Origin of the sequence: Flavobacterium aciduliphilum (genome assembly GCF_003268855.1) — a bacterium.
Classification (GTDB): Bacteria; Bacteroidota; Bacteroidia; order Flavobacteriales; family Flavobacteriaceae; genus Flavobacterium; species Flavobacterium aciduliphilum.
In genome coordinates, this window is sequence record NZ_QLSZ01000002.1 from 74,845 (window position 1) to 97,080 (window position 22,236).

Annotated in this window: 20 protein-coding genes; 9 read left to right on the plus strand and 11 right to left on the minus strand. The window is 34.6% G+C overall.

Going from position 1 to position 22,236, the window contains the following annotated elements; translation table 11 throughout:
• Positions 1–37: 37 nt before the first annotated feature.
• Entirely contained in the window at positions 38–1,105 is a 1,068-nt protein-coding gene (gene fbaA, locus CLV55_RS03060; RefSeq protein ID WP_112112280.1) for a class II fructose-bisphosphate aldolase, read from the minus strand.
• Positions 1,106–1,152: 47 nt separating this feature from the next.
• Complete coding sequence (gene tamL / locus CLV55_RS03065; protein WP_112112475.1) at positions 1,153–3,702, minus strand: translocation and assembly module lipoprotein TamL; 2,550 nt, start codon at positions 3,700–3,702, stop codon at positions 1,153–1,155.
• Between the two features lie 34 nt (positions 3,703–3,736).
• Between tamL and CLV55_RS03070 the strand changes: the two genes are divergently transcribed.
• Positions 3,737–4,474 carry a TrmH family RNA methyltransferase gene (locus tag CLV55_RS03070; RefSeq protein ID WP_112112281.1) on the plus strand — a complete coding sequence of 246 codons (738 nt, stop codon included), beginning with the start codon at positions 3,737–3,739 and terminating at the stop codon, positions 4,472–4,474.
• On the opposite strand, the gene porT is transcribed toward CLV55_RS03070, so the two are convergent.
• The 3 genes from porT to CLV55_RS03085 form a co-directional block, all read right to left on the minus strand.
• Positions 4,461–5,165: a type IX secretion/gliding motility protein PorT/SprT gene (gene porT, locus CLV55_RS03075; protein WP_112112282.1), complete on the minus strand. Its 705-nt coding sequence runs from the start codon at positions 5,163–5,165 to the stop codon at positions 4,461–4,463. The genes CLV55_RS03070 and porT overlap by 14 nt on opposite strands.
• Before the next feature lie 6 nt (positions 5,166–5,171).
• Positions 5,172–5,912 carry a bifunctional demethylmenaquinone methyltransferase/2-methoxy-6-polyprenyl-1,4-benzoquinol methylase UbiE gene (gene ubiE, locus CLV55_RS03080; RefSeq protein WP_112112283.1) on the minus strand — a complete coding sequence of 247 codons (741 nt, stop codon included), beginning with the start codon at positions 5,910–5,912 and terminating at the stop codon, positions 5,172–5,174.
• Between the two features lie 81 nt (positions 5,913–5,993).
• Positions 5,994–6,476: a dihydrofolate reductase gene (locus tag CLV55_RS03085; protein ID WP_112112284.1), complete on the minus strand. Its 483-nt coding sequence runs from the start codon at positions 6,474–6,476 to the stop codon at positions 5,994–5,996.
• Positions 6,477–6,814: 338 nt separating this feature from the next.
• On the opposite strand from CLV55_RS03085, the gene CLV55_RS03090 reads away from it, so the two are divergent.
• Positions 6,815–7,024 (plus strand): hypothetical protein, encoded by a 210-nt coding sequence (locus tag CLV55_RS03090; protein ID WP_394338227.1) that lies wholly within the window; start codon positions 6,815–6,817, stop codon positions 7,022–7,024.
• Positions 7,025–7,191: 167 nt separating this feature from the next.
• Here CLV55_RS03090 and CLV55_RS03095 read toward each other — a convergent pair whose 3' ends face one another.
• The 4 genes from CLV55_RS03095 to CLV55_RS03110 all read right to left on the minus strand — a co-directional run bounded on the left by CLV55_RS03095 (position 7,192) and on the right by CLV55_RS03110 (position 10,781).
• Positions 7,192–8,016 carry a thymidylate synthase gene (locus CLV55_RS03095; RefSeq protein ID WP_112112285.1) on the minus strand — a complete coding sequence of 275 codons (825 nt, stop codon included), beginning with the start codon at positions 8,014–8,016 and terminating at the stop codon, positions 7,192–7,194.
• Positions 8,017–8,046: 30 nt separating this feature from the next.
• Positions 8,047–8,667 carry a bifunctional nuclease family protein gene (locus CLV55_RS03100; protein WP_112112286.1) on the minus strand — a complete coding sequence of 207 codons (621 nt, stop codon included), beginning with the start codon at positions 8,665–8,667 and terminating at the stop codon, positions 8,047–8,049.
• A gap of 317 nt (positions 8,668–8,984) precedes the next feature.
• Entirely contained in the window at positions 8,985–9,953 is a 969-nt protein-coding gene (locus CLV55_RS03105) for an electron transfer flavoprotein subunit alpha/FixB family protein (RefSeq protein WP_112112287.1), read from the minus strand.
• Between the two features lie 81 nt (positions 9,954–10,034).
• Positions 10,035–10,781 (minus strand): electron transfer flavoprotein subunit beta/FixA family protein, encoded by a 747-nt coding sequence (locus tag CLV55_RS03110; RefSeq protein WP_112112288.1) that lies wholly within the window; start codon positions 10,779–10,781, stop codon positions 10,035–10,037.
• Positions 10,782–11,027: 246 nt separating this feature from the next.
• Here CLV55_RS03110 and CLV55_RS03115 point away from each other — a divergent pair, with 246 nt between their 5' ends.
• From CLV55_RS03115 to CLV55_RS03135, 6 genes are all read left to right on the plus strand, one after another.
• Positions 11,028–12,005 (plus strand): pyruvate dehydrogenase complex E1 component subunit beta, encoded by a 978-nt coding sequence (locus tag CLV55_RS03115; RefSeq protein ID WP_112112289.1) that lies wholly within the window; start codon positions 11,028–11,030, stop codon positions 12,003–12,005.
• Between the two features lie 62 nt (positions 12,006–12,067).
• Positions 12,068–14,548: a DUF5686 and carboxypeptidase-like regulatory domain-containing protein gene (locus tag CLV55_RS03120; protein ID WP_112112290.1), complete on the plus strand. Its 2,481-nt coding sequence runs from the start codon at positions 12,068–12,070 to the stop codon at positions 14,546–14,548.
• Positions 14,549–14,550: 2 nt separating this feature from the next.
• Positions 14,551–15,042, plus strand: a complete 492-nt coding sequence (locus CLV55_RS03125) for a DNA-3-methyladenine glycosylase family protein (protein ID WP_245902672.1) — start codon at positions 14,551–14,553, stop codon at positions 15,040–15,042.
• 214 nt (positions 15,043–15,256) lie between these two features.
• Positions 15,257–17,827 (plus strand): sodium-translocating pyrophosphatase, encoded by a 2,571-nt coding sequence (locus tag CLV55_RS03130; RefSeq protein WP_112112291.1) that lies wholly within the window; start codon positions 15,257–15,259, stop codon positions 17,825–17,827.
• Positions 17,828–17,963: 136 nt separating this feature from the next.
• Positions 17,964–18,212, plus strand: coding sequence for a hypothetical protein (locus CLV55_RS12785; RefSeq protein WP_146739521.1), 249 nt, complete (start codon positions 17,964–17,966; stop codon positions 18,210–18,212).
• Positions 18,213–18,513: 301 nt separating this feature from the next.
• Positions 18,514–19,551, plus strand: a complete 1,038-nt coding sequence (locus CLV55_RS03135; protein WP_112112292.1) for a LamG-like jellyroll fold domain-containing protein — start codon at positions 18,514–18,516, stop codon at positions 19,549–19,551.
• Positions 19,552–19,732: 181 nt separating this feature from the next.
• Here CLV55_RS03135 and CLV55_RS03140 read toward each other — a convergent pair whose 3' ends face one another.
• Complete coding sequence (locus tag CLV55_RS03140) at positions 19,733–20,347, minus strand: deoxynucleoside kinase (protein WP_112112293.1); 615 nt, start codon at positions 20,345–20,347, stop codon at positions 19,733–19,735.
• Positions 20,347–21,138 (minus strand): hypothetical protein, encoded by a 792-nt coding sequence (locus CLV55_RS03145; RefSeq protein ID WP_146739522.1) that lies wholly within the window; start codon positions 21,136–21,138, stop codon positions 20,347–20,349. Before CLV55_RS03145 ends, CLV55_RS03140 begins: the two co-directional genes overlap by 1 nt.
• 130 nt (positions 21,139–21,268) lie before the next feature.
• Here CLV55_RS03145 and CLV55_RS03150 point away from each other — a divergent pair, with 130 nt between their 5' ends.
• Positions 21,269–22,213, plus strand: coding sequence for a GLPGLI family protein (locus tag CLV55_RS03150; RefSeq protein WP_112112295.1), 945 nt, complete (start codon positions 21,269–21,271; stop codon positions 22,211–22,213).
• The last annotated feature ends 23 nt before the right edge of the window (positions 22,214–22,236 follow it).

Genomic DNA, 22,236 nt, shown 5'->3' on the forward strand with positions numbered 1-22,236 from the left:
GAATTATGAAGATTTTATGATTCTTAATTCGTAATTTTTATAATGTATTTACGTTGTTTAAATCAGCAAATGCTTGCTCCAGCCTTGCGTTGAAAGTCACTTCACCTTCACGTACCCATTTTCTAGGGTCGTAATGTTTTTTGTTTGGTGCATCTGGTCCTTCAGGATTTCCAATTTGTGTTTTTAAATAGTCTATATTTTTTGTCATGTAGTCTCTAATGCCTTCTGTAAAGGCAAATTGCAAATCGGTATCAATATTCATTTTGATAACACCATATGAGATTGCTTCTCTAATTTCCTCTAGAGTGGAACCAGAACCTCCGTGAAATACAAAGTCAACGGGATTTGGTCCTGTATTGAATTTGTGTTGCACATATTCTTGAGAATTTTTCAAAATTTTTGGCGTTAGTTTTACGTTTCCAGGTTTGTAAACTCCGTGTACATTACCGAAAGAAGCAGCAATGGTAAAACGTGGGCTAACTTTAGATAACTCTTCATACGCATAAGAAACTTCAGAAGGTTGTGTGTATAACTTTGAGCTATCAACATCAGAATTGTCTACCCCGTCTTCTTCACCACCAGTAATTCCCAATTCGATTTCTAGTGTCATGCCCATCTTGCTCATACGAGTCAAATAGGCTTTGCAAATTTCAATATTTTCTTCAATTGGTTCCTCAGATAAATCAATCATGTGAGAAGAATATAGCGGTTTTCCGGTTTCTGCAAAGTGTTTTTCTGAAGCGTCCAATAAACCATCGATCCAAGGTAATAATTTTTTTGCACAATGGTCTGTATGTAAGATTACCGTTGCTCCGTATGCTTCGGCTAACGTATGAATATGTTTGGCACCTGCTATTGCACCAGCGATAGCTGCTTTTTCTCCAGAATTAGAAAGCCCTTTGCCAGCATTAAATTGTGCGCCACCATTTGAAAACTGAATGATAACGGGTGCTTTTAATTTTGCAGCAGTTTCTAAAACACCATTAATGGTACTCGATCCTGTAACATTTACTGCAGGTAAAGCGAATCCTTTTTGTTTTGCATAGGCAAATATTGCTTGAACATCATCTCCTGTAGCAACTCCGGGTTTAATGTTGTGTGACATCTTTTTTATGATTTTTAGTTGAGTTTACAAAAATAATAATAATAAAATTAGAAAGGATAATTAATTCCAATATTTAATACACCCTGCGGAAAATTCACTTCTCTAAACCATTTCTCAGCATTCGGTTTTGCTGGATTGTAGGTTTTAAATCCGAAATCAAAGCGTACGACAAACAATCCTTGGTCATAACGAATGCCCAAACCACTTCCAAGAGCAATATCCTTTAAAGATTTTAATCCATTGAATGTAAAGTTTTCATCCACAACATTGTCAAAAACATTCCAAATATTGCCAGCATCCGCAAAGAGCGCCCCATTGAATTTGTAAAATAAATTGAAACGAAACTCAGAACTTAAGGATAATTTCATGTTTGCTTCGTTAAAATCATTTAATCCACCACTTCTACCTGGTCCCAAACTATAAGGTTGCCAAGCCCTGTTGTCATTCGAGCCTCCAGAAAAATAACTTCTAGAAAAAGGAATACTATTCGAATTTCCATAAGGTACAGCCAATCCTGCAAAACTTCGAATAGCAAATACTTTTTTCCCAGAAATATTCCAATGTTTAATAAATTCAAATTCACCTTTTATATATTGTGAATATTGAACTTCAAAAAAGGTATTTGCCCCACCTTGATTGTCCAACTGTTTGGACATGCGTGCCAAAAGTGATAAAAAGTTTCCTGCCGCTTCAATTTTTGATTTAAACGAATAAAAATTACGATCGGATAGATTCTTACTACTGGTTTTTGAAAAACTAAAATTTGAGGCGAAAATTAAGTTGTTTTCGGTCAGCCTATTCTTACGTTCTTCAATACTTCGAATTGTTTTCAAATCTTGGTCATTTGGAAAAATACTTGGGTTAGCTCCTAATACATCATTTAAAAAACCGTTGGTTCCATTTTCAATAACCAAGTTGTTAGCTCCATCAAAATAACTCGAAGGAGCAGCGTATTGATGAGCTAACGTGTTTAATGCATTGTAGGAAGATTGATAAATGTTAAAATAGTTTCCAACATTCACATTTTTAACAAATTGGATATTGAACATATCATATTTCACCATGATGTTTTTTCGTGGTGACCAATTGTATGAAAGGGTACTGGTGAAATTTTGCTTGTCTAATCCGATGTTTCTTTGTTTGGTATAACCAACACTTAAAACGGTAGAAGGAATCATACTTTTGGGAATAATTTTTTCAGTATTGATTGGAAAAAGAATTCGAGGAAAATTCAACTTGGCATCTAAACCAATCTCAGAAATATTAAAAAAAGTATTATTCGGATTTGATAAAGCTCTTGATGCACCTACATTGCCTCTAAAACCGACTTCAAAAATTTCTGCTCCATTAAAAACATTTCGAATAGCTAGGGAAGTATATCCTGATATACCAAAATCTTGTATTGTAGAATGCGTGAAATCAACCGAAGGATTGAAACTGTATTTTTTCTTAGGGGTCAAATAAATACTTGCAATCAATCCATTGGCATCTTTTGGGTCAATTTTGTAGAGAATGGTTGGGTATTTAAATATTCTTAAGTTGTTCAAATAACGAGTGGTGAGCAATGTGTTGTTGTCAGAAAATAAACTTCCTTTAGAGATAAAAACAGCATCCGTAATGGCTTTGGGTCTGTATTTTAATTTGTGTTCAGTATAAAAAACAACGTTTTTGTAGGAAAGGCTATCGTTTATTTTTACTTCATTTTTTACATTGGATTGATCGGTATATATGGCAACTTTATTGATTTTATATAGTTTGAAAGGAGTAGTCTTTGAACTGTCATTTTCACGATATTCATAATCTTTAATGACAAGTGTTACATTGACTTTTTTCGACGTATTAATGGTGTCTAGTTTGTAAAGGATGTTGTTTTGCTGAAACAAGTAGGCTCCATTATTTCTGAAGTCATTGGTGATTCTGCTGCGTTCGTTATTGAAGATTTCTGTATTGTAAGGGGTTCCCGATTTAATGAGGGAATTACTTTTTTTACTTTGATATAAAGAATCGAGTTTAGTGCTGGTAATATTAGTTTTAAGACTGTCAATATTGAACACTTTGTGTAGGTTAACATCATATGTGATGGCAATTTTTTTCGAATGTGTGGTGTTTTTTTTGTAACCTGCTTTTACATTAAAATAGCCTTTATTGTAAAAATAGGATTCTAATCGTTTTACAGATTTGTCTGCTTGGACAGAATCAAAAATTACCGGTGTTTCTCCAATTTTTGAAAGAAAATTACTCCAACCAGAAACTAAAAATGATTTTCCAAGTCGGCCTACTTGCTTTTCTGATAATAATTTGGTTAGTGTGGCGTGTGTATGCGGATTTTTTTGAAGCAAATGCGAATACGTGCTATCAGGATTTTTTTTGGTTAAGTAAAACAGATGTAAACGCAATCGGTATCCCAATATCGAACTGTTTGGTTTTTGGTACAATTGAAAAAATAAATTTTCATCTGTCGTTTTTTTGGAATCTATAGCAATCTCATTTCGAGTCAATAAACGCTTAGTATCAGGAACGCGTTTTGTAACCGTGCAGGAAATAATTATAAGTCCAATTAAAATAAATAATGATATTTTTGTAACGCGTTTTTTCAAGTGTGCAAAATTTAATTCAAAAATACATTTTTTTATGGTTAGTAAAAACCAAATCAAGTTAATTACGAGTTTACAGCAAAAAAAATTTAGACAAATTCACAATTTATTTATTGCTGAGGGTGTTAAAGTTATCAAGGAATTGTTGGATTCTCATTATGAATTGGAACATGTGTATGTTACGGAAACGTTTTTTGAAGGGATTGATGCCGCCAAAATCACCACGATATCAGATACAGATCTCAAGCGAATTTCGTGTTTATCTACACCCAATACTTGTTTGGCTCTCTTTAAAATACCAACCACAAAACCTAAAAAAAATAATGGATTGATTGTAGCGTTAGACAACATTCGAGATCCAGGAAATTTAGGAACCATTATAAGACTTTGTGATTGGTTCGGTGTGGAACAAATAGTATGCAACGAACAAACCGTTGATTTGTACAATCCTAAAGTCGTTCAAGCCACGATGGGTTCTATGGCGCGCGTTATAGTTTCGTATCTAGATTTGGAAAAATATTTATCCAAAACACCATTGCCTATTTTTGGAACTTTTATGGAAGGCGCTACTCTTTATAATGAAACATTACCTCAAGACGGAATATTAATTTTTGGGAATGAAGCCAATGGAATTTCAAAAAACATGGAGCAGTATGTGCATCATAAACTATCTATTCCAAGATTTGGAAATATTCAAAAAACAGAAAGCCTAAACGTAGCTACAGCCACTGCTATTTTCTTAAGTGAATTTAAAAGAAATACTATTGAAAAGTAAAATTAATCAGTACGCCTCTCGATTTTAGAGAACTTATATTTCCAGTCCAGGGACTGTTTGGATTGTTGTCGCGAATCAATTCGTCATTCAAACCAAAAACCCCACGTATGGAAGGGGAAAATTTAAAATATTCCAAAAATAAGTCAATTCCGAATCCCAATTGATAATTTTGAGTCCATGTTTTTACACGAAAGCGTTGTTGGTAGTTGTCGTCAATCGATCGAGCATTACTCGCCAAATTCAAAGTAGTTGATACCCCTCCAACCAAATAGGGTCTTACATTTCCTGTTCGTTTGGACGAGAATTTTAATAGTATAGGAAAATCAATATAGGTAGAACGAATTTCACGCTCTCTGTCAATAGATTTTGTAAAACCTGAATAAGTAAGATTTCTTTGGGTGTAATATAATCCGGGTTCAAATCGAAGGTATAAATATTCTTGTAGTCTAAAATTACTGATGAGTCCTACACTAAATCCGGTATTGGCTTTTACAATGATGTCTGTTTGAGGAGTAGTTAAATAATCTATCTTGTAATCGAAGGTGTTAAATCCTAAAAAATAGCCAAAAGACAATCTTTGTTTGTCCCAATTTTCAAGATTGATTATCGGGTCTTTCGAAAAAATTCCTTTTGTTTGTGCGTTACTTTTTACAAAAATAAAGAGAATTAATAGGTATAAAAAACGTTTCATTGTAAACTATAGGTTTGTTTTTTTTGATGCTTTATAAATGGTAGCCACACCAAATGTTTGGGGCATAGCCACTACATCTATAAACCCAATTTTTCTCAAAATATTGTTTAACGCTTCTCCATAAGGAAAAAAAGAGGCTGATTCAGATAAATATCCATAAGCAACATTATCTTTAGAGAATAATTTTCCTATCAGAGGCAGAATGTTTTTGGTGTAGAAACGATACCCTTGCTTGTATGGTGTTTGTTCAGGAACAGAAGTTTCCAAAATCACAAAAATGCCATTAGGTTTTAAAACCCTCAAAATTTCAGAAAGTCCTTTTTCTAAGGTTTCAAAATTCCGAATGCCAAAGGACACTGTTATGGCGTCAAAATAATCATCTGGAAAAGGCATGTTTTCCGAATCTCCAAGCATCATTTCAACAACATGTTCCAGTTTTTTTTCAACAATTTTTCGTTTGCCAATCTCCAACATTCCTTCTGAAATGTCAAGACCTATAATCTTCTGAGCATTGGTTTGGGATAGTAATATAGCCAAATCTCCTGTTCCAGTAGCTATGTCAAGGACCCTTTCAGGATGATGTTCCGCTACCATATTGAGGACTTTTTTGCGCCACTTTACATCAATACCAAAAGAAATGACCCGATTGAGTCCATCGTAGTTTTCTGAAATAGTATTGAACATGTGAGTCACCTGTTCTTTTTTACCTAAAGAGGAGTCTTTGTATGGAGTGATGCTTTTCGACATATAGTATTATTGATGCGCAAAAATACAAATAATAAACATGTAAATGACAATAACTTACTTTTCAATGAGTATAAACAAAAGCTAAATTTTTTTAAAAGTTTGAAAAGTATAATCAAAAAGGTGTTTGTCATCTCTATCATGACGTTCTTCAAAAACCAATTCCCATTCGGAAGGATTTATTTCGGGAAAAAAGGCATCGGCGTCAAATATATGATGCACGCGTGTCAATTCAATTTTATCGGCATTTTCAAGCGCTTGCTTATAAATTTCAGCACCTCCTATAATGTAAACCTCCTCGTTTTTAGGGCACATGGCTAGCGCCTCAGACAACGAATGTGCAATCAAACAATCTGCAACAACATAGTCTTTCTGACGAGTAATAATGATATGGGTTCGATTGGGTAAACGCTTTGGTAAACTGTCAAAAGTTTTTCGCCCCATAACAATAAAATGGCCTGATGTTTTTTCTTTAAAACGCTTAAAATCGTCGGGCAAATGCCAAAGAAGCTGGTTTTGTTTTCCCAAAGCATGATTGTCGCTTGCCGCTGCAATTAAAGTAACCATAAAAGTTGAAATTTGGTAGGTTAAATGTTTGAAATTGTGACCAAATATAGGGGAATAAATTGTGAAACAATAAAACTCATTTCATCTTTTTTAGCGTGAAATGAGGTTTAAATACCCTTTTTGTAGGAATTACGTTGGTGAAAAATGAAAACACGATTTTAATTTCTTTTAGTAAGAAAACGTTTTCTTATTTTTAGATTGAGAAATATTTTGAGAAAAACTAGCAATTACAATTTTTAATTATGGTAGTTTTAATAAATCAATAAATCGTCTAACGTGTATAAAATCAATGCAATAAATGTGTTACTTTGTTGAAGCGAACATTAAAAATATTTTGTATGGCAATTAAAAAACAAGTAATTAAGTCAAGACCAGTTGTTAAAGTTACTTTTTCAGTTGATGCAAAAAAAGCAGAACATGTTTTTGTAGTAGGAGATTTTAATAATTGGAATGCTGAAGAAGGCATTTTATCGAAATTAAAAAGTGGTCTTTTTAGGCTTCTTTTGAAGTGCCTAAATAGAACTCGTATGAATTTAAATATATCATAGACGGAGAGTACGTAAATGAATCTCAAGCAGATTGCTATAAGTGGAACACCTATGCCAATGCAGAGAACAGTGTACTAGAAGTTTAAGAGGATTAGTTTAGTTTGTTTGTTTTTAAAAATCCGTAAAGCACTTAGTTGTTTTTCGGATTTTTTGCTTAAAAGTTTTTCTTAAACCGCCACGGCTCCTTTAATATGAGGATGTGGATCATAATCTACTAAAGTAAAATCTTCAAAAGTGAAGTCAAAAATGTTTTTCACATTAGGATTTAAAATCATTTTTGGAAGCGGTTTTGGTTCGCGGGACAATTGTAACGCTACTTGCTCAAAATGATTGTTATAAATGTGTGCGTCGCCAAACGTATGGATGAATTCACCAACTTGTAGCTCGCAAACTTGTGCAATTATCATGGTCAGCAATGCGTAGGAGGCAATATTGAAAGGTACACCCAAGAAAATATCAGCACTTCGTTGATATAATTGACACGACAGTTTTTCATCGGCAACATAAAATTGAAAAAAAGCATGGCAGGGTGGAAGTGCTGCTTTTCCGTTTGAAACATTTTCTGAAAATGATTTTGAAGTGTCAGGCAGAACCGATGGATTCCAAGCAGATACTAACATCCTACGACTGTTAGGATTCGTTTTTAAGGTCTCAATCAATTCGGTGATTTGATCAATCTCTTCATTATTCCAATTGCGCCATTGATGGCCATATATTGGACCCAAATCACCATTTGCATCAGCCCATTCATCCCATATTTTCACTCCGTTTTCATGAAGGTAATTGAGGTTTGTGTCGCCTTTAAGAAACCAAAGTAATTCGTATATAATTGATTTGAGATGCAATTTTTTGGTAGTTACCATTGGAAATCCTTCGGCTAAATCAAATCGCATTTGATAGCCAAAAACACTCTTTGTGCCTGTTCCTGTTCGGTCTCCTTTTTGAGTACCGTTTTCTAAAACATGTTTTACTAAATCGTGGTATTGTTTCAATGTGATGCAGTTTTAAATGAATAGTAAAGATTATCGTTTTGAGATTTCATCGCGAATACGTGCGGCCTTTTCATAATCTTCTTCTTGAACGGCATGCTCTAACATGTCTTGTAATTCGCTGAGACTAAATTTTTTGTAGCTGTTTTCAGAAGAGGCATTATCGGTGTCAAAACCAAAAGTTTCTGGAGTAGAAAGCACACCGTCTTCATCCAATTCTTTGTTTTCTACCTCAGGATGGGTGTTGAGGTAAATTCCAGCTTTGTCAAGAATGTTTTTATAAGTAAAAATAGGCGCCGAAAAGCGTAAGGCCAAAGCAATCGCATCGGAAGTCCGCGCATCGATAATTTCTTCTATTTTGTCTCGTTCGCAAATGATGCTTGAATAAAAAACACCATCGACCAATTTGTGAATGATAATTTGTTTTACAACAATGTCAAATCGGTCGGCAAAACTTTTAAATAAATCATGTGTAAGCGGACGCGGAGGTTTAATTTCTTTTTCAAGTGCAATAGCAATAGACTGAGCTTCAAAAGCACCAATAACTATAGGTAATTTTCGTTCTCCATCCACTTCATTCAAAATGAGCGCATAGGCACCATTTTGTGTCTGACTATAAGATATTCCTTTTATGGTAAGTTTTACTAAACTCATAGAAATTTTTAGATTGTTGAATATTGAATGGTGTTTTTTGAATGCATTATTCTAATATTCAAAAAGCATTGGTATTCAATCGTTCATTCAATTTATTGTTAAACATAATAATTTAGGGTTTAAATATCTTTAAAAACCAAATATTATGTGGTATGATTCTTGATTTAATCCTATTAAAATCAGTTGATTATAAAATAAATTGGTTTAACCACTACTAATAGGAATACGGATTGCAAAGTAATAAAAAACTTGCAAAAAAATAAGCTACTTATAAAAAATTATAAGTAGCTTATTGAGGTTCGTGTTAGTTTATTTTTTTAGCCGTTATTGGCTTTAAATTCTTTTAATTTTTGTGTAAGACGCGGTACAATATCAAAGGCATCTCCAACAATACCGTAATCTGCTACTTTAAAGAAAGGCGCTTCAGCATCGGTATTGATGACTACTTTTACTTTGGATGAATTGATTCCTGCTATGTGTTGAATTGCACCTGAAATTCCAACAGCAATGTAAAGATTGGTTGCTACTGGTTTTCCAGTTTGTCCTACGTGTTCACTGTGAGGGCGCCAACCTAAATCGGAAACAGGTTTTGAACAAGCTGTGGCTGCGCCAAGTGTAGCCGCCAATTCTTCTAGCATGCCCCAATTTTCGGGTCCTTTTAATCCACGACCACCTGAAACTACAATATCAGCATCGGCAATGGTTACTTTTCCTGTAGATTTTTCAACAGATTCTACTTTTACAGAGAAATCGGCTTCATTCAAGTTTGGTGTAAAATCTTCTTCAGATAAATTAGAGCTGTTTTCTATCAAGCCAAAAGAATTTTTAGCCAAAGACAATACTTTTACCCCAGTTGTTATTTCTGTAATAGTAAAGGCTTTGTTTGAAAACGCGGTTCTTTTTACTTGAAATGGAGCAGTTGCTACGGGAAGTCCCACTACATTAGACGCAAAACCTGCTTCCAATCCCACAGCTACAAGCGGAGCTAAATATAGACTATCCGTAGTTGAGGATAATACGATTACGTGTGCATTTTCTTTTTGAGCCGCTTGTTTGATGACATCAGCGTAAGCTTTTGCATTGAAATGAGCTAATTTATCATAAGTTACTTTCAAGACTTTATCTACTCCGTATTTCGATAATTCTGAAACATTTCCAGCGTTAACAGTTACTGCTGTTACAGTTGTTCCAAGAGATTCAGCAACTTTTTTTGCATAAGATGCCAATTCAAAGGCAACTTTTTTAAATTTACCGTCTGCTGATTCTGCATATATTAATAATGACATTTTTTTTAGTTTAAAAGTTTAAAAAAAGTTTATGAGTTTAAGAGATTTAAAAGTTTAAGGTTTAGAACTTGCAGCCCGAAACTAGATTACTTTTGCTTCGTTGTGTAATGCGTTTACTAATCCGTCTAAATCGTCTGCTGCGAATAATTTCACTGCCGATTTTGCAGCAGGTTTTTCAAATTTCACAGCTTTTGTATTGACGTCAGAGGCAACAGGGTCAAGAACGGTTAATACCTTGGTACGAGCCGTCATGATGCCACGCATGTTTGGAATACGTAAGTCTTTTTCTTCTACCAACCCTTTTTGTCCTCCAATAATTAGGGGTAATCCTGCCGACACAATTTCTTTCCCTCCGTCAATTTCTCTCCCAACTTTGGCAATGTTTCCGTCAACAGTAATTTCTGTACAAGAATTTACAAAATTGTAGCCTAACAATCCAGCCAACATACCAGGAACCATACCTCCGTTGTAATCCAATGATTCTTTTCCACAAATAATCAAATCATAACCGCCAGATTTTACAACTTCTGCCAATTGTTTCGCAACAAAAAAACCATCTGTTGGATTGGCATTGACGCGTATGGCCTCATTGGCTCCAATGGCTAAAGCTTTTCTTAGGGTTGGCTCCGTGTCAGCACCTCCTACATTCACAACGGTAACGGCAGCACCTTGTTGTTCTTGAAACCAAATGGCTCTAGTCAAACCAAATTCGTCATTTGGGTTAATGACATACTGAACTCCATTAGTATCAAATTCTGAATCGCCATTCACGAAGTTGATTTTTGAAGTAGTATCAGGTACATGACTGATGCAAACTAATATTTTCATTATATTTTGAATTTAAAATTTTCTGAGCGTAAAAGTATGAATTTTTTTCTATTTTTTATATGCATGCATATAAATATTTTTTAAAACCTCAGTATTACATCGATTTCGTAATGTATGGGTAGTAAAAACAATTAATTTCTCCATGAAATGCTGTAAAAAAGAGCATTATAAAAATTAAAATTTGTGTTTTTTTTCGCATAATATGTTTACTTTTGCTTTCCAAAATTGATATTAAGATTAAAGAATATGAGAACTATACAATTTAGAGAAGCGATTGCTGAGGCTATGAGTGAAGAAATGCGTCGTGATGAAGCCGTATATTTATTGGGTGAGGAAGTAGCAGAATACAATGGAGCCTACAAAGCTTCTAAAGGGATGTTGGATGAGTTTGGTCCTAAAAGAGTGATTGATACGCCCATTGCTGAATTAGGTTTTGCTGGAATTGCAGTAGGTTCGGCAATGAATGGTTGTCGTCCCATTGTGGAGTTCATGACCTTCAATTTCTCTTTAGTTGGAATTGATCAGATTATAAATAATGCCGCCAAGATGCGTCAAATGTCAGCTGGACAATTTCCGATGCCAATGGTGTTTCGTGGGCCAACAGCATCTGCGGGTCAATTGGGAGCAACACATTCTCAAGCTTTTGAGAATTGGTTTGCCAATACTCCTGGGCTGAAAGTTGTTGTTCCTTCTACTGTATACGATGCAAAAGGTTTGTTGAAAGCAGCAATTCGAGATAATGATCCTGTGATTTTCATGGAGTCTGAACAAATGTATGGTGATAAAGGCGAAGTGCCAGAGGGAGAATATATCATTCCACTTGGTGTTGCTGATGTCAAAAGAGCGGGTTCCGATGTGACTATCGTTTCTTTTGGAAAGATTATTAAAGAAGCACATCTTGCCGCTGATGACTTAGCAAAAGAAGGAATTTCTTGTGAGATTATCGATTTGAGAACCGTACGTCCAATGGATTATGATGCAATTATCAACTCGGTGAAAAAAACAAATCGTTTAGTGATTCTTGAAGAAGCTTGGCCATTTGCAAGTGTGGCTTCTGAAATTACCTATATGGTTCAAGAACGCGCATTTGACTATCTTGATGCCCCTATTCAAAGAATTACTACAGCCGATACACCAGCACCGTATTCGCCAACCTTATTAAAAGAATGGTTGCCAAATGCAAATGATGTTGTTAAAGCTGTTAAAAAAGTGATGTATAAATAATAATATTCTATTATATTTGAGGCTTCATCGGTGCTATTCTGATGAAGCTTTTTTTTTACACTATGAAAAGACTGTTGTGTTTATTTTTTTTAATAGGAAATTTTTTTTCGGTTTATTCACAAACAAAAGTGGAAGGAATTGTGATAGACAATAAAAACCAACCTATTTCTTATGCTAATATTGTTTTCAAAGGATCAAACGAAGGAACGGTTAGCGATGAAAATGGAAAATTTTATCTGGAATCGAGTAAAACATACAAAGAAATTGTTGTTGCTTTCGTAGGATACACTAAAAGGGAGGTGTCATTAGAAAAAAATGTGGTATACAATCTCAAAATCATATTAAGTGATGAGAAAGTTTTGCAAGAAGTAGTCATTTATTCAGGAAAAACATCTAAAAAAAATAATCCCGCTCTCGCCATTCTTAGAAAAATTTGGGCACGAAAAAGAAAGAATGGTCTCAAAATGTTTGATCAATACCAGTATGAAAAGTACGAAAAGGTAGAATTTGACTTGAATACGATTGACAGTGCGTTCATGAAAAACAAAGTTTTCAAAGGAATGGAATTTGTCTTTAAAAATGTTGACACCTCAAAAGTGACGGGAAAAACATACTTACCTATCTTTATAAATGAATCGTTGTATGATGTGTATGGGGATACCAAACTGAAAAAGGAAAAAGCGGTTATTAAAGCCAATAAAAATTCGGGCTTAGGTGATGGGGAAGGGGTAAATACTTTCATTAAAGATTTGTATAATGATTATGATATTTACAATAATCACCTGAATTTTTTTGAGAAAAGTTTTACTAGTCCCTTGTCAACTACTGGAATTGATACATATAATTATGTGTTGCGAGATAGTGCTTTTGTTGAAAATAAATGGTGCTATAATATTGTGTTTTATCCCAGAAGAAAAAACGAACTTACTTTTAAAGGGGATTTTTGGGTAAATGATACCACATTTGCGGTTAAAACCATAAATATGGCTGTGTCCAAAAGTGCCAACATTAACTGGATTAAAGATATTTACATTGAACAAGAATTTGATGTAGTCAATGATTCTGTTTTTTTGTTGACAAGAGATTACATGATGTCCGATTTTGCGCTCAACAAAAAAGAGACCTCCAAGGGGGTTTATGGAAAACGTACGACACTTTTTAGAAATCATAAGTTTAACGAACAAAAACCAGAAAAATTTTATAAAGAAGAAGTCAATTATATTGACAATGCGGTCTATAAAAGAGACGACGAGTATTGGGAAAAAAATAGGTTTGAAAAGCTCAATAAAGATGAAATCGGTATTTACAAAATGCTCGATACTTTAAAAACAGTCCACAAGTTTAAGCAAATGTATAATCTTGCTAGTATTTTAGGAAGTGGTTACATCAATTATCATAAATTTGACTATGGTCCTATTTTTTCAACTATAGGGTATAATGTTGTTGAAGGGTGGAGGCTACGGGCAGGAGGACGAACCTATTTTGGTCCCAATGATAAATGGCGTTTGCAAGGCTATACAGCCTATGGTTTTTTAGATGATAAATTCAAATATGGAATTTCTGGAAAATGGATGATTGATTCCAAAAATCGTATCATTTTAGAGGGTGGAAATAGAAGGGATGTAGAGCAGATAGGAGCGAGTTTGACAACAACAAACGATGTATTGGGAAGAAGTTTTGCGTCTTCTGGTGTTTTTAATACACGTACGAATGGAAAGTTGACGAATATTAACTTAACCACGGCATCCATTGAGATAGAGCCTATAAAAAATGTTACGTTTCAAACGGGATTTTCATACAGAACGTTGGCTTCTGCTTCTCCAACATTTAGTCTAGATTATTATGCAGACGATACTCATGCAGCCATTAAAAACTCCGTAAAACAAACTGAAATAAATGTACAAATAGAATACACACCTAAGAAAAAAACAGTTGGGTATGGGGTAGAACGCATGATTGTTGATAGTCCCTACAGTAGATTTTTTGTCAATTACAGCCAAGGATTTAAAGGGTTGATGAGAAGCGATTTTAATTATTCGAAGTTGCAACTCTATTATAAACAACCCATCACCATCGGCCCATTAGGAAGAACCAATATTACGATGGAATTAGGTAAAATAAATGGTGCTGTACCTTTGGGTTTAATGAGTGTGATTCCAGGAAACCAATCCTATTTTGTTATAGGAAATACGTTTAGCAATCTTAATTTTTACGAATTTGTCACAGATCGCTATGCTACATTTCAATGGGAACATAATTTTCAAGGGCGTTTGTTTTCAAGAATCCCCTATTTTAGAAAGTTAAATTGGCGAGAAATTATTGGGGCTCGAACAGTGTATGGTGATTTTTCAGAAGAAAATAAACAGCTAAATGCTTCGGGATTAGTGTATAAAGCACCAACAACCCCTTATTGGGAGTATAGTGTAGGGATTGGAAATATTTTCAAATTCTTCCGAATAGATGCTTCTTGGAGAGGAAATTATAGAGATATTCCAGGAACGAATAATTTCACGATTAAAGGCGAATTTGGATTTTATTTTTAAGAATGCAACAAGCAATTTCTTTTCTTACATCTAAAGATGAAAAACTAAAATTTATTCTTGATAATTTTGGAAATCCAATAATTCAGAAAAGAGCAGAAGGATTTGCTTCAATGTGCCATATCATCCTTGAACAGCAAGTCTCTATAGCTTCTGCTAATGCTTGTTATGTCAAATTAGAAAATCATTTTAAAGCAATTTCGCCAGATAATATTTTAAATTCAGATGATTTAGAATTAAGGAATTGTGGAGTTTCTCGTCAGAAAATAATTTATCTAAAAGATTTAGCCAACAAAGTACTTTCTAAAGAAATTGATTTTGAAAGTTATGCAACAAAATCTGAAGTGCAAATTCGCAATGAACTCATTTCTATTAAAGGCGTTGGCAATTGGAGTATTGAAGTGTATTTGATGTTCTGTCTTCAATCACCAGATAATATTCCCCTTGGTGATATTGCTATAAAAAATACATTAAAAGAATTATATAACTGTAAATAAGATGATGAAATGCAATATTTGACTAATAAATGGAGTCCATATAGAACGCTCGCCTCCTTTATATTATGGCATTATTATTTAATGAAGAGAAATAAATTAAATAAAACTATATAAAATTAGCGCAATTATGATTTATTAAGTCTTTGAAATTGCAGAAGTTCTTAAAATTTTGTTATTTTTGCGTCCGATAAAATTTATAACAAAAATTATATTTATGGAATCAATGATGATTTATGTGCCAATTGTAATGGCATTAATTGGGTTGGCATTCATGTCAATCAAGAGATCTTGGGTTTTAAAACAAGATGCTGGAGATGGTAAAATGAAAGAGATTTCAGATTACATCTATGAAGGCGCCTTGGCGTTTCTTAAAGCAGAATACCGATTGTTAGCCGTGTTTGTTCTTATTGCTAGTGTGGTATTAGCAGGTATTACTTTTTTACCTGGAGTTAAAACGCATTTGTTAATTGTGATTGCTTTCGTTTTTGGAGCATTTTTCTCGGCTTTAGCAGGAAATATGGGGATGAAAATTGCCACTAAAACCAATGTAAGAACTACGCAAGCGGCTCGTTCTAGTTTACCTCAAGCTTTAAAAGTTTCTTTTGGTGGTGGTACTGTAATGGGGCTTGGAGTGGCTGGTTTAGCGGTTCTTGGTTTAACAGGATTTTTCATTGTTTTCTATACCATCTTTATGAAAGGAGCTTGGACTAATGGAGAAGACATGACTAAAGTATTAGAGACTTTGGCTGGGTTTTCATTAGGAGCTGAGTCTATTGCCTTGTTTGCTCGTGTGGGTGGTGGTATTTATACTAAAGCTGCCGATGTAGGTGCTGACCTTGTTGGTAAAGTAGAAGCGGGTATTCCAGAAGATGACCCTAGAAACCCTGCTACGATTGCAGATAACGTAGGAGATAACGTAGGAGATGTGGCTGGTATGGGTGCCGATTTATTTGGTTCTTATGTGGCTACAGTGCTTGCTGCTATGGTATTAGGAAATTATGTAATTAAAGATATGGGTGGTAAAATCGAAGACGCTTTTGGCGGAATCGGCCCAATTTTATTACCTATGGCTATTGCAGGATTTGGAATTTTATTCTCTATCATCGGTACGATGTTGGTGAAAATATCTAGCGATGACGCTAAAGAAGCACAAGTTCAAAAAGCATTAAACATTGGAAACTGGGTTTCTATTGTATTAACAGCTGTGGCTTGTTTCTTCTTAGTTCAATATATGTTGCCTGCCAAAATGAATATGAATTTCTTTGGAGAAGGCTTAAAAGAAATCTCTTCGATGAGAGTGTTTTATGCTACAATTATCGGATTAATCGTAGGAGGAGCTATTTCATCGGTTACTGAATATTACACTGGATTGGGAACAAAACCTGTATTAGCTATTGTTCAAAAATCATCAACAGGTGCCGGAACTAACGTTATCGCAGGTTTGGCAACAGGGATGATTTCTACGTTCCCAACCGTATTGTTGTTTGGGGGTGCTATTTGGGCGTCTTATGCTTTTGCAGGATTCTATGGGGTGGCTTTAGCCGCATCGGCAATGATGGCTACAACTGCAATGCAATTAGCGATTGATGCTTTTGGACCAATTTCTGATAATGCGGGCGGTATCGCTGAAATGAGTGAGTTACCAAAAGAAGTTCGTACCAGAACCGATATCTTGGATTCCGTAGGTAATACTACTGCAGCAACAGGAAAAGGTTTTGCAATTGCCTCAGCAGCTTTAACTTCATTAGCTTTATTTGCGGCTTATGTAACCTTTACTGGAATTGATGGTATCAACATCTTTAAAGCGCCAGTATTAGCGATGTTGTTTATTGGAGGAATGATTCCAGTGGTATTCTCTGCATTAGCAATGAATTCAGTGGGTAAAGCTGCAATGGATATGGTGTATGAAGTGCGTCGTCAGTTCAAAGAAATTGCAGGTATTATGGAAGGAACTGGAAGACCAGAATATGGTAAATGTGTGGAGATTTCTACAAAAGCGGCATTACGCGAAATGATGTTGCCAGGAGTGTTAACTATTGGTTTCCCAATAGCTATTGTATTATTAGGTAAATTAGTTTATGGTGATAACAACCAATTAATCGCTGAAATGTTAGGTGGTTACATGGCAGGAGTAACGGTATCGGGTGTGCTTTGGGCTGTGTTCCAAAACAATGCTGGAGGTGCTTGGGACAATGCTAAAAAATCATTCGAAGCAGGGGTAGAAATTAATGGTGAAATGACCTACAAAGGTTCTGATGCGCACAAAGCAGCGGTAACTGGGGATACGGTTGGAGATCCATTTAAAGATACTTCAGGTCCATCTATGAACATCTTAATCAAATTAACGTGTTTGATTGGATTAGTAATTGCTCCAATCTTAGGAAATGGTTCTGCTCCAGAAGGAAAAGAAATGAAATGTACTATCGAAATGAAATCTTCTTGTTCTGAAGGGGCAATGAATGGAAATTGCGACATGTCTAAATGTGCTACCATGACTAAAGACGAATGTGCTAAAATGTGCGACAGTCTTAAATGTACACCAGAACAAAAAGAAGCTTGTTTGTCTCACTATGACGCTAACGGAAAATTTATTGCTCCATCTTGCAAAGAAGGAGAAGGAAAATCGTGTTGCGGTAAAGGAGATAAAAACGTAAAAGTAGAAATGACTAACGAAAACGGAAAAGCTAAAGCAACCGTAACAATTACCGAAAAAGGAAATGTAAATACACAAGTATTTGAAGGTTCTTTAGAAGAAGTAAAAGCGAAAGTGGAAGCTTTGGAATAGTATTTCAAAAAAGTTGATACAACAATGCCTCACGAAAGTGGGGCATTTTTTTTAATCTATTGTTGATTTTTACAAAATGATACGGCAAAAACCCAAAACCGTTCGACTTTGAGTCAAATCCGTTTGGTTTTGAAGCGTGGCACTAGTGCCATGCACCAAAGCCGTATGGATTTACGCCAAAACCCAACGGTTTTACCTCACGGGAATACAGGTTGACGCCAAAGCCGAACGATTCTGTCTCAAAACCAAACGGAAGTGCTCTGGAATCGTTAGGATTTGTGTAAAAACCGAACGGATGACATCAATTACCCTAATGCATCCTCTCGAAAACGTACTGATTTACCATCACAAATTAAAGCGTGATGGATTTTCTATTAATAAATGAATTGCGAATATAAATAATACATTAATTTTTATACCTTTGCAAGGTACTCGTTATTAGAAGTGCACCATTTTATCGAAAAAATATATTAGCGTTTGCTATAAGTTCCTGTGACTGAAACCGACCAATTTTCAAAACACAACGGGAAAGTATATGTAAATGCTTACGTCAAGGCGTGGGCTTTGCTCTACTTTGTTGTGTGGGTTCTTGGTCGGACCTCAGTTGCAAGTAAAGCAAGTGTCCCACGCTGATTTTATTATATTAACACTACAATTGGGACGTTGTAGACTAATATAATAATAAAATGAATAACAAAAAATTACTTCTTTTAATTTTGGGAATAGGTTTATTTTCCCAAATGATTTTTTCTCAAGTTCCTTCTTATGTTCCGACGAATGGTTTAGTTGGTTATTGGCCATTTAGTGGTAATGCTAATGACCAAAGTGGAAATGGAAATAACGGGACAGTTAATGGTGCTACATTAACGATAGACAGGTTTGGAAATTCTAATAACGCATATGAATTTAATATGAATTACATTAAAGTTAACAATTCAAGCCTTTATAATCTTAGTGATAATTTATCAATAAATGTTTGGTACAAGATTAGTGATAGTATGGGGTCTATAACATTAAATACGGTCTTTGTTTCAAAACACCAAAGTAGTTCTTTAAACTCTTCATATTCTTTATATAATGAAAATAATTGCGGACCAACTGTTTATCAAACAGATGTAGATGGAAATATAAATTATATTAGAAATAGCGCATTTTGTGATACATCTTCTTGGCATATGCTGACTTTATCTTTTAATAAACCAAATATGATAATGTATTTAGATGGGATTTATTATTCTACTATTACTGCTAATAGTATTAAACAAACTATTTTACCATTAGTTTTTGGAGGTACTAATAATAGTTCTAATCCAGATGATATTGTTGGAAGAATGAAAGGTAAATTGGATGATATCGGAATATGGAATCGGGCATTAACTCAACAGGAAATTACCAATTTGTATTATTCTGAAAATACTTGCCAATCTTTGGTAATTAATACAGGTGTTTTGAGTTTTAACCCACCAACTTATAATAATACAATTACTATATATCCAAATCCAGCTAATGACCATATTACAATTGATTGCGGTAATTTATCTAATGTTTCAGGATGGACTATAAAAATTGTAAATACTTTAGGGCAAGAAGTGTTTGGTGGAGCTATGAATACACAACAATATGTTGTACCACTTAATAGCTGGGGAGGTCAAGGTGTTTATTTTGTTAAAGTTTATGACGCTTCCAATAATTTATTAAACATCAAAAAAATAATTTTACAATAAATTTTCAATTGGGAATAATCTGAAAATTTTCCCCCGCTGGTGCACGAAACGAAGTTCAGCGTAGCTAATTCTTTCGTGTACCATTTTTAGATAAAGCTTTGCTGTCTTGTCCTAAAATAGCTATACATAAAAAAGGCTGTCTAAATCAATAGACAGCCTTTCAAGTTGAGGTTATTTTGGGTTAAAACAATCCGTTAATTTCAGCATCAATGCGGTTGATGATGTTTCCTAAATCTTCTGGGTTGTTTACGAAATCAATATCGTCAACGTCTATGATTAAAAGTTTCCCCTTGTTGTATGTGGTAATCCACGCTTCGTAACGCTCGTTCAATCGGCTCAAATAGTCAATAGAAATAGAGTTTTCATAATCACGCCCTCTTTTGTGAATTTGCCCCACCAAATTGGGAATCGAACTGCGCAAGTAAATCAGCAAGTCGGGCGCTTTTACCAAACTTTCCATCAATTCAAAAAGCGATTTGTAGTTTTCAAAATCACGATTGGTCATCAAACCCATGGCATGAAGGTTGGGCGCAAAAATATGAGCATCTTCATAAATCGTTCGGTCTTGAATGATTTTCTTTCCGCTTTCACGAATTTGCAACACTTGACGAAAACGACTGTTCAAGAAATAAATCTGTAAGTTGAACGACCAACGTTCCATTTGGTGGTAAAAATCATCTAGATAAGGATTGTCAACCACGTCTTCAAAATGAGGTTCCCACTTAAAATGTTTTGCTAAAAAGCGAGTTAAAGTTGTTTTTCCTGCGCCAATATTTCCTGCGACCGCTATATGCATTATGGTAAATTTAGTTTATAGTTTGTAATTCTGTTGGATGTAAAAATAGATAAAATTTGGTCTTTGTAATAAAAATTTTTAAAGCTTTTCTCAACAAGTGCTATTTTAAATCGTTTGTTTTGTTTCTTGTCTTCTATAAATAACTCTATGCCCTTTTGAAAAACCAAACAATATGGGTTGATAAATTGCACAGCATCGCATACTTCAAGCGTTCCGTTGGAAATTGTATTTCCGTATATCGAACCCACTTGCCATTGGTAATTCTTATCAATCCATTGAAAGTTGTTGAAATCTCCACTGCAAAAGAGAATGCCATTAGAAAAAGGGACCCCAATAGTTTTGTAGCTTTTTGAAAGCAAATCGAAGAGCAACAATTGTTGATTGAGTTGGTTGAATACCCAAAGTTTATTTTGTCCTGAAATACCCACTGCCGACGCAAACAAGGAAGCGTCACTGTCTGAAAAATTAATCTGTTCGATTTCGTTCAACTGGCTGTCAACAATACAGATGGTATTGAAAGCGTCGTAAAAAATCACCAATCGCAACGCATTGATAAAAGACACACTACTAATTTTTCCTAAGGCTATATTTTGATATTGCACTACTGTTTTGTCATTTTTTTTATACAAAACATTGTCTTTTATGTAAAAATAGTTTTTAGCACCATCGGTACCAATAAATCGGTCGCAATCTACCGTAATAGAATCTATTGCAACCGGAGTAATTTGTTCAATTTGTGCCTGAAGTGTTCCCCAAAAGAGGCACATCATAAAAAAAATTGTCTTTTTCATATAAAAAATTAACGCCTTAAAACTAGTCATTTTTATTATTGGATATGTAAAATTTTTAACAAAAAATTAGTAACAAATCCAGAAATCTATCGTCATATTTGTTTCGAAAATAAAAGTAAATCACTTTAGAATGAGAAATATTACCATAAAATTAGCGCTATTATTGGTGTGCTTTGCCTCAAATGCGCAAAAAGATTTTCAAGGAATGGCTGTTTATGAATCCAAAACCAGCACCTCCGATTTCAAAAAACGCTTCGAAGGCAATAAAGAGATCACGCCCGAAATGCAAAAAATGATTGAAGAACGCATGAAAAAAATGTTTGAAAAAACCTTTATTTTAAACTTTGATATGCAAGCTTCGATATACAAAGAAGAAGAAAAATTAGATGCTCCAGGACAAGGTCAAGGAGGTTTTAGAATGATGTCTTCCATGATGGGTGGCGGTGGAACTTTTTATAAAAATGTAAAAGAAAAAGCCTATACTGTCGACAAAGAGTTTATGGGAAAAGAGTTTTTGGTAAAAGACACTTTAACCAATTATAAATGGAAAATGGACACCGAAAGCAGACAAATAGGAGGCTATACTTGTTATAAAGCAACCACGGTAATTCCAGCTAGTAAAACTGATTTTAGAAATTTTAGACCCAAAAGGCCTGAAGAAAATAAAGATGACGCAAAAAAACAGGATGCCAAAACAGAGACGACTACAGAAACGAAAACTGACGGGGCTACTACTGAAAAAAAGACCAATTTTATGAGTGAAATAGATTTGCCTAAAGAGATTACCATAACGGCTTGGTATACTCCAGAAATTCCTATCAATCAAGGGCCTGAAGGATATTGGGGGTTGCCAGGATTGATATTAGAAGTAAATGATGGCAGAACCACCATTTTGTGTTCAAAAGTAGTGTTGAATGCAAAAGATAAAGTTGAAATTAAGGCTCCAACAAATGGGAAGTCGGTGTCTCAAAAAGAATATGATGAAACCGTAATTAAAAAAATGGAGGAGTTTCGGGAAATGAATCAAGGACCAGGAGGCGGCGAAGGGCGTTTTCACATGAGAATGGGGAACTAATATAATACATCTAAGAAGAATCG

What these genes read in the sequence shown, in the direction of transcription:
- CLV55_RS03125 (WP_245902672.1), top strand. Translation starts at nt 14,551, where the DNA reads ATGCAACAAGCAATTTCTTTTCTTACATCTAAAGATGAAAAACTAAAA.
- CLV55_RS03070 (WP_112112281.1), top strand. Translation starts at nt 3,737, where the DNA reads ATGGTTAGTAAAAACCAAATCAAGTTAATTACGAGTTTACAGCAAAAA.
- CLV55_RS03115 (WP_112112289.1), top strand. Translation starts at nt 11,028, where the DNA reads ATGAGAACTATACAATTTAGAGAAGCGATTGCTGAGGCTATGAGTGAA.
- CLV55_RS03090 (WP_394338227.1), top strand. Translation starts at nt 6,815, where the DNA reads ATGGCAATTAAAAAACAAGTAATTAAGTCAAGACCAGTTGTTAAAGTT.
- CLV55_RS03100 (WP_112112286.1), bottom strand. Translation starts at nt 8,667, where the DNA reads ATGAGTTTAGTAAAACTTACCATAAAAGGAATATCTTATAGTCAGACA.
- fbaA (WP_112112280.1), bottom strand. Translation starts at nt 1,105, where the DNA reads ATGTCACACAACATTAAACCCGGAGTTGCTACAGGAGATGATGTTCAA.
- CLV55_RS03130 (WP_112112291.1), top strand. Translation starts at nt 15,257, where the DNA reads ATGGAATCAATGATGATTTATGTGCCAATTGTAATGGCATTAATTGGG.
- CLV55_RS03085 (WP_112112284.1), bottom strand. Translation starts at nt 6,476, where the DNA reads ATGGTTACTTTAATTGCAGCGGCAAGCGACAATCATGCTTTGGGAAAA.
- porT (WP_112112282.1), bottom strand. Translation starts at nt 5,165, where the DNA reads ATGAAACGTTTTTTATACCTATTAATTCTCTTTATTTTTGTAAAAAGT.
- CLV55_RS03105 (WP_112112287.1), bottom strand. Translation starts at nt 9,953, where the DNA reads ATGTCATTATTAATATATGCAGAATCAGCAGACGGTAAATTTAAAAAA.
- CLV55_RS03120 (WP_112112290.1), top strand. Translation starts at nt 12,068, where the DNA reads ATGAAAAGACTGTTGTGTTTATTTTTTTTAATAGGAAATTTTTTTTCG.
- CLV55_RS03135 (WP_112112292.1), top strand. Translation starts at nt 18,514, where the DNA reads ATGAATAACAAAAAATTACTTCTTTTAATTTTGGGAATAGGTTTATTT.
- CLV55_RS03150 (WP_112112295.1), top strand. Translation starts at nt 21,269, where the DNA reads ATGAGAAATATTACCATAAAATTAGCGCTATTATTGGTGTGCTTTGCC.
- CLV55_RS03145 (WP_146739522.1), bottom strand. Translation starts at nt 21,138, where the DNA reads ATGAAAAAGACAATTTTTTTTATGATGTGCCTCTTTTGGGGAACACTT.
- ubiE (WP_112112283.1), bottom strand. Translation starts at nt 5,912, where the DNA reads ATGTCGAAAAGCATCACTCCATACAAAGACTCCTCTTTAGGTAAAAAA.
- CLV55_RS03140 (WP_112112293.1), bottom strand. Translation starts at nt 20,347, where the DNA reads ATGCATATAGCGGTCGCAGGAAATATTGGCGCAGGAAAAACAACTTTA.
- CLV55_RS03110 (WP_112112288.1), bottom strand. Translation starts at nt 10,781, where the DNA reads ATGAAAATATTAGTTTGCATCAGTCATGTACCTGATACTACTTCAAAA.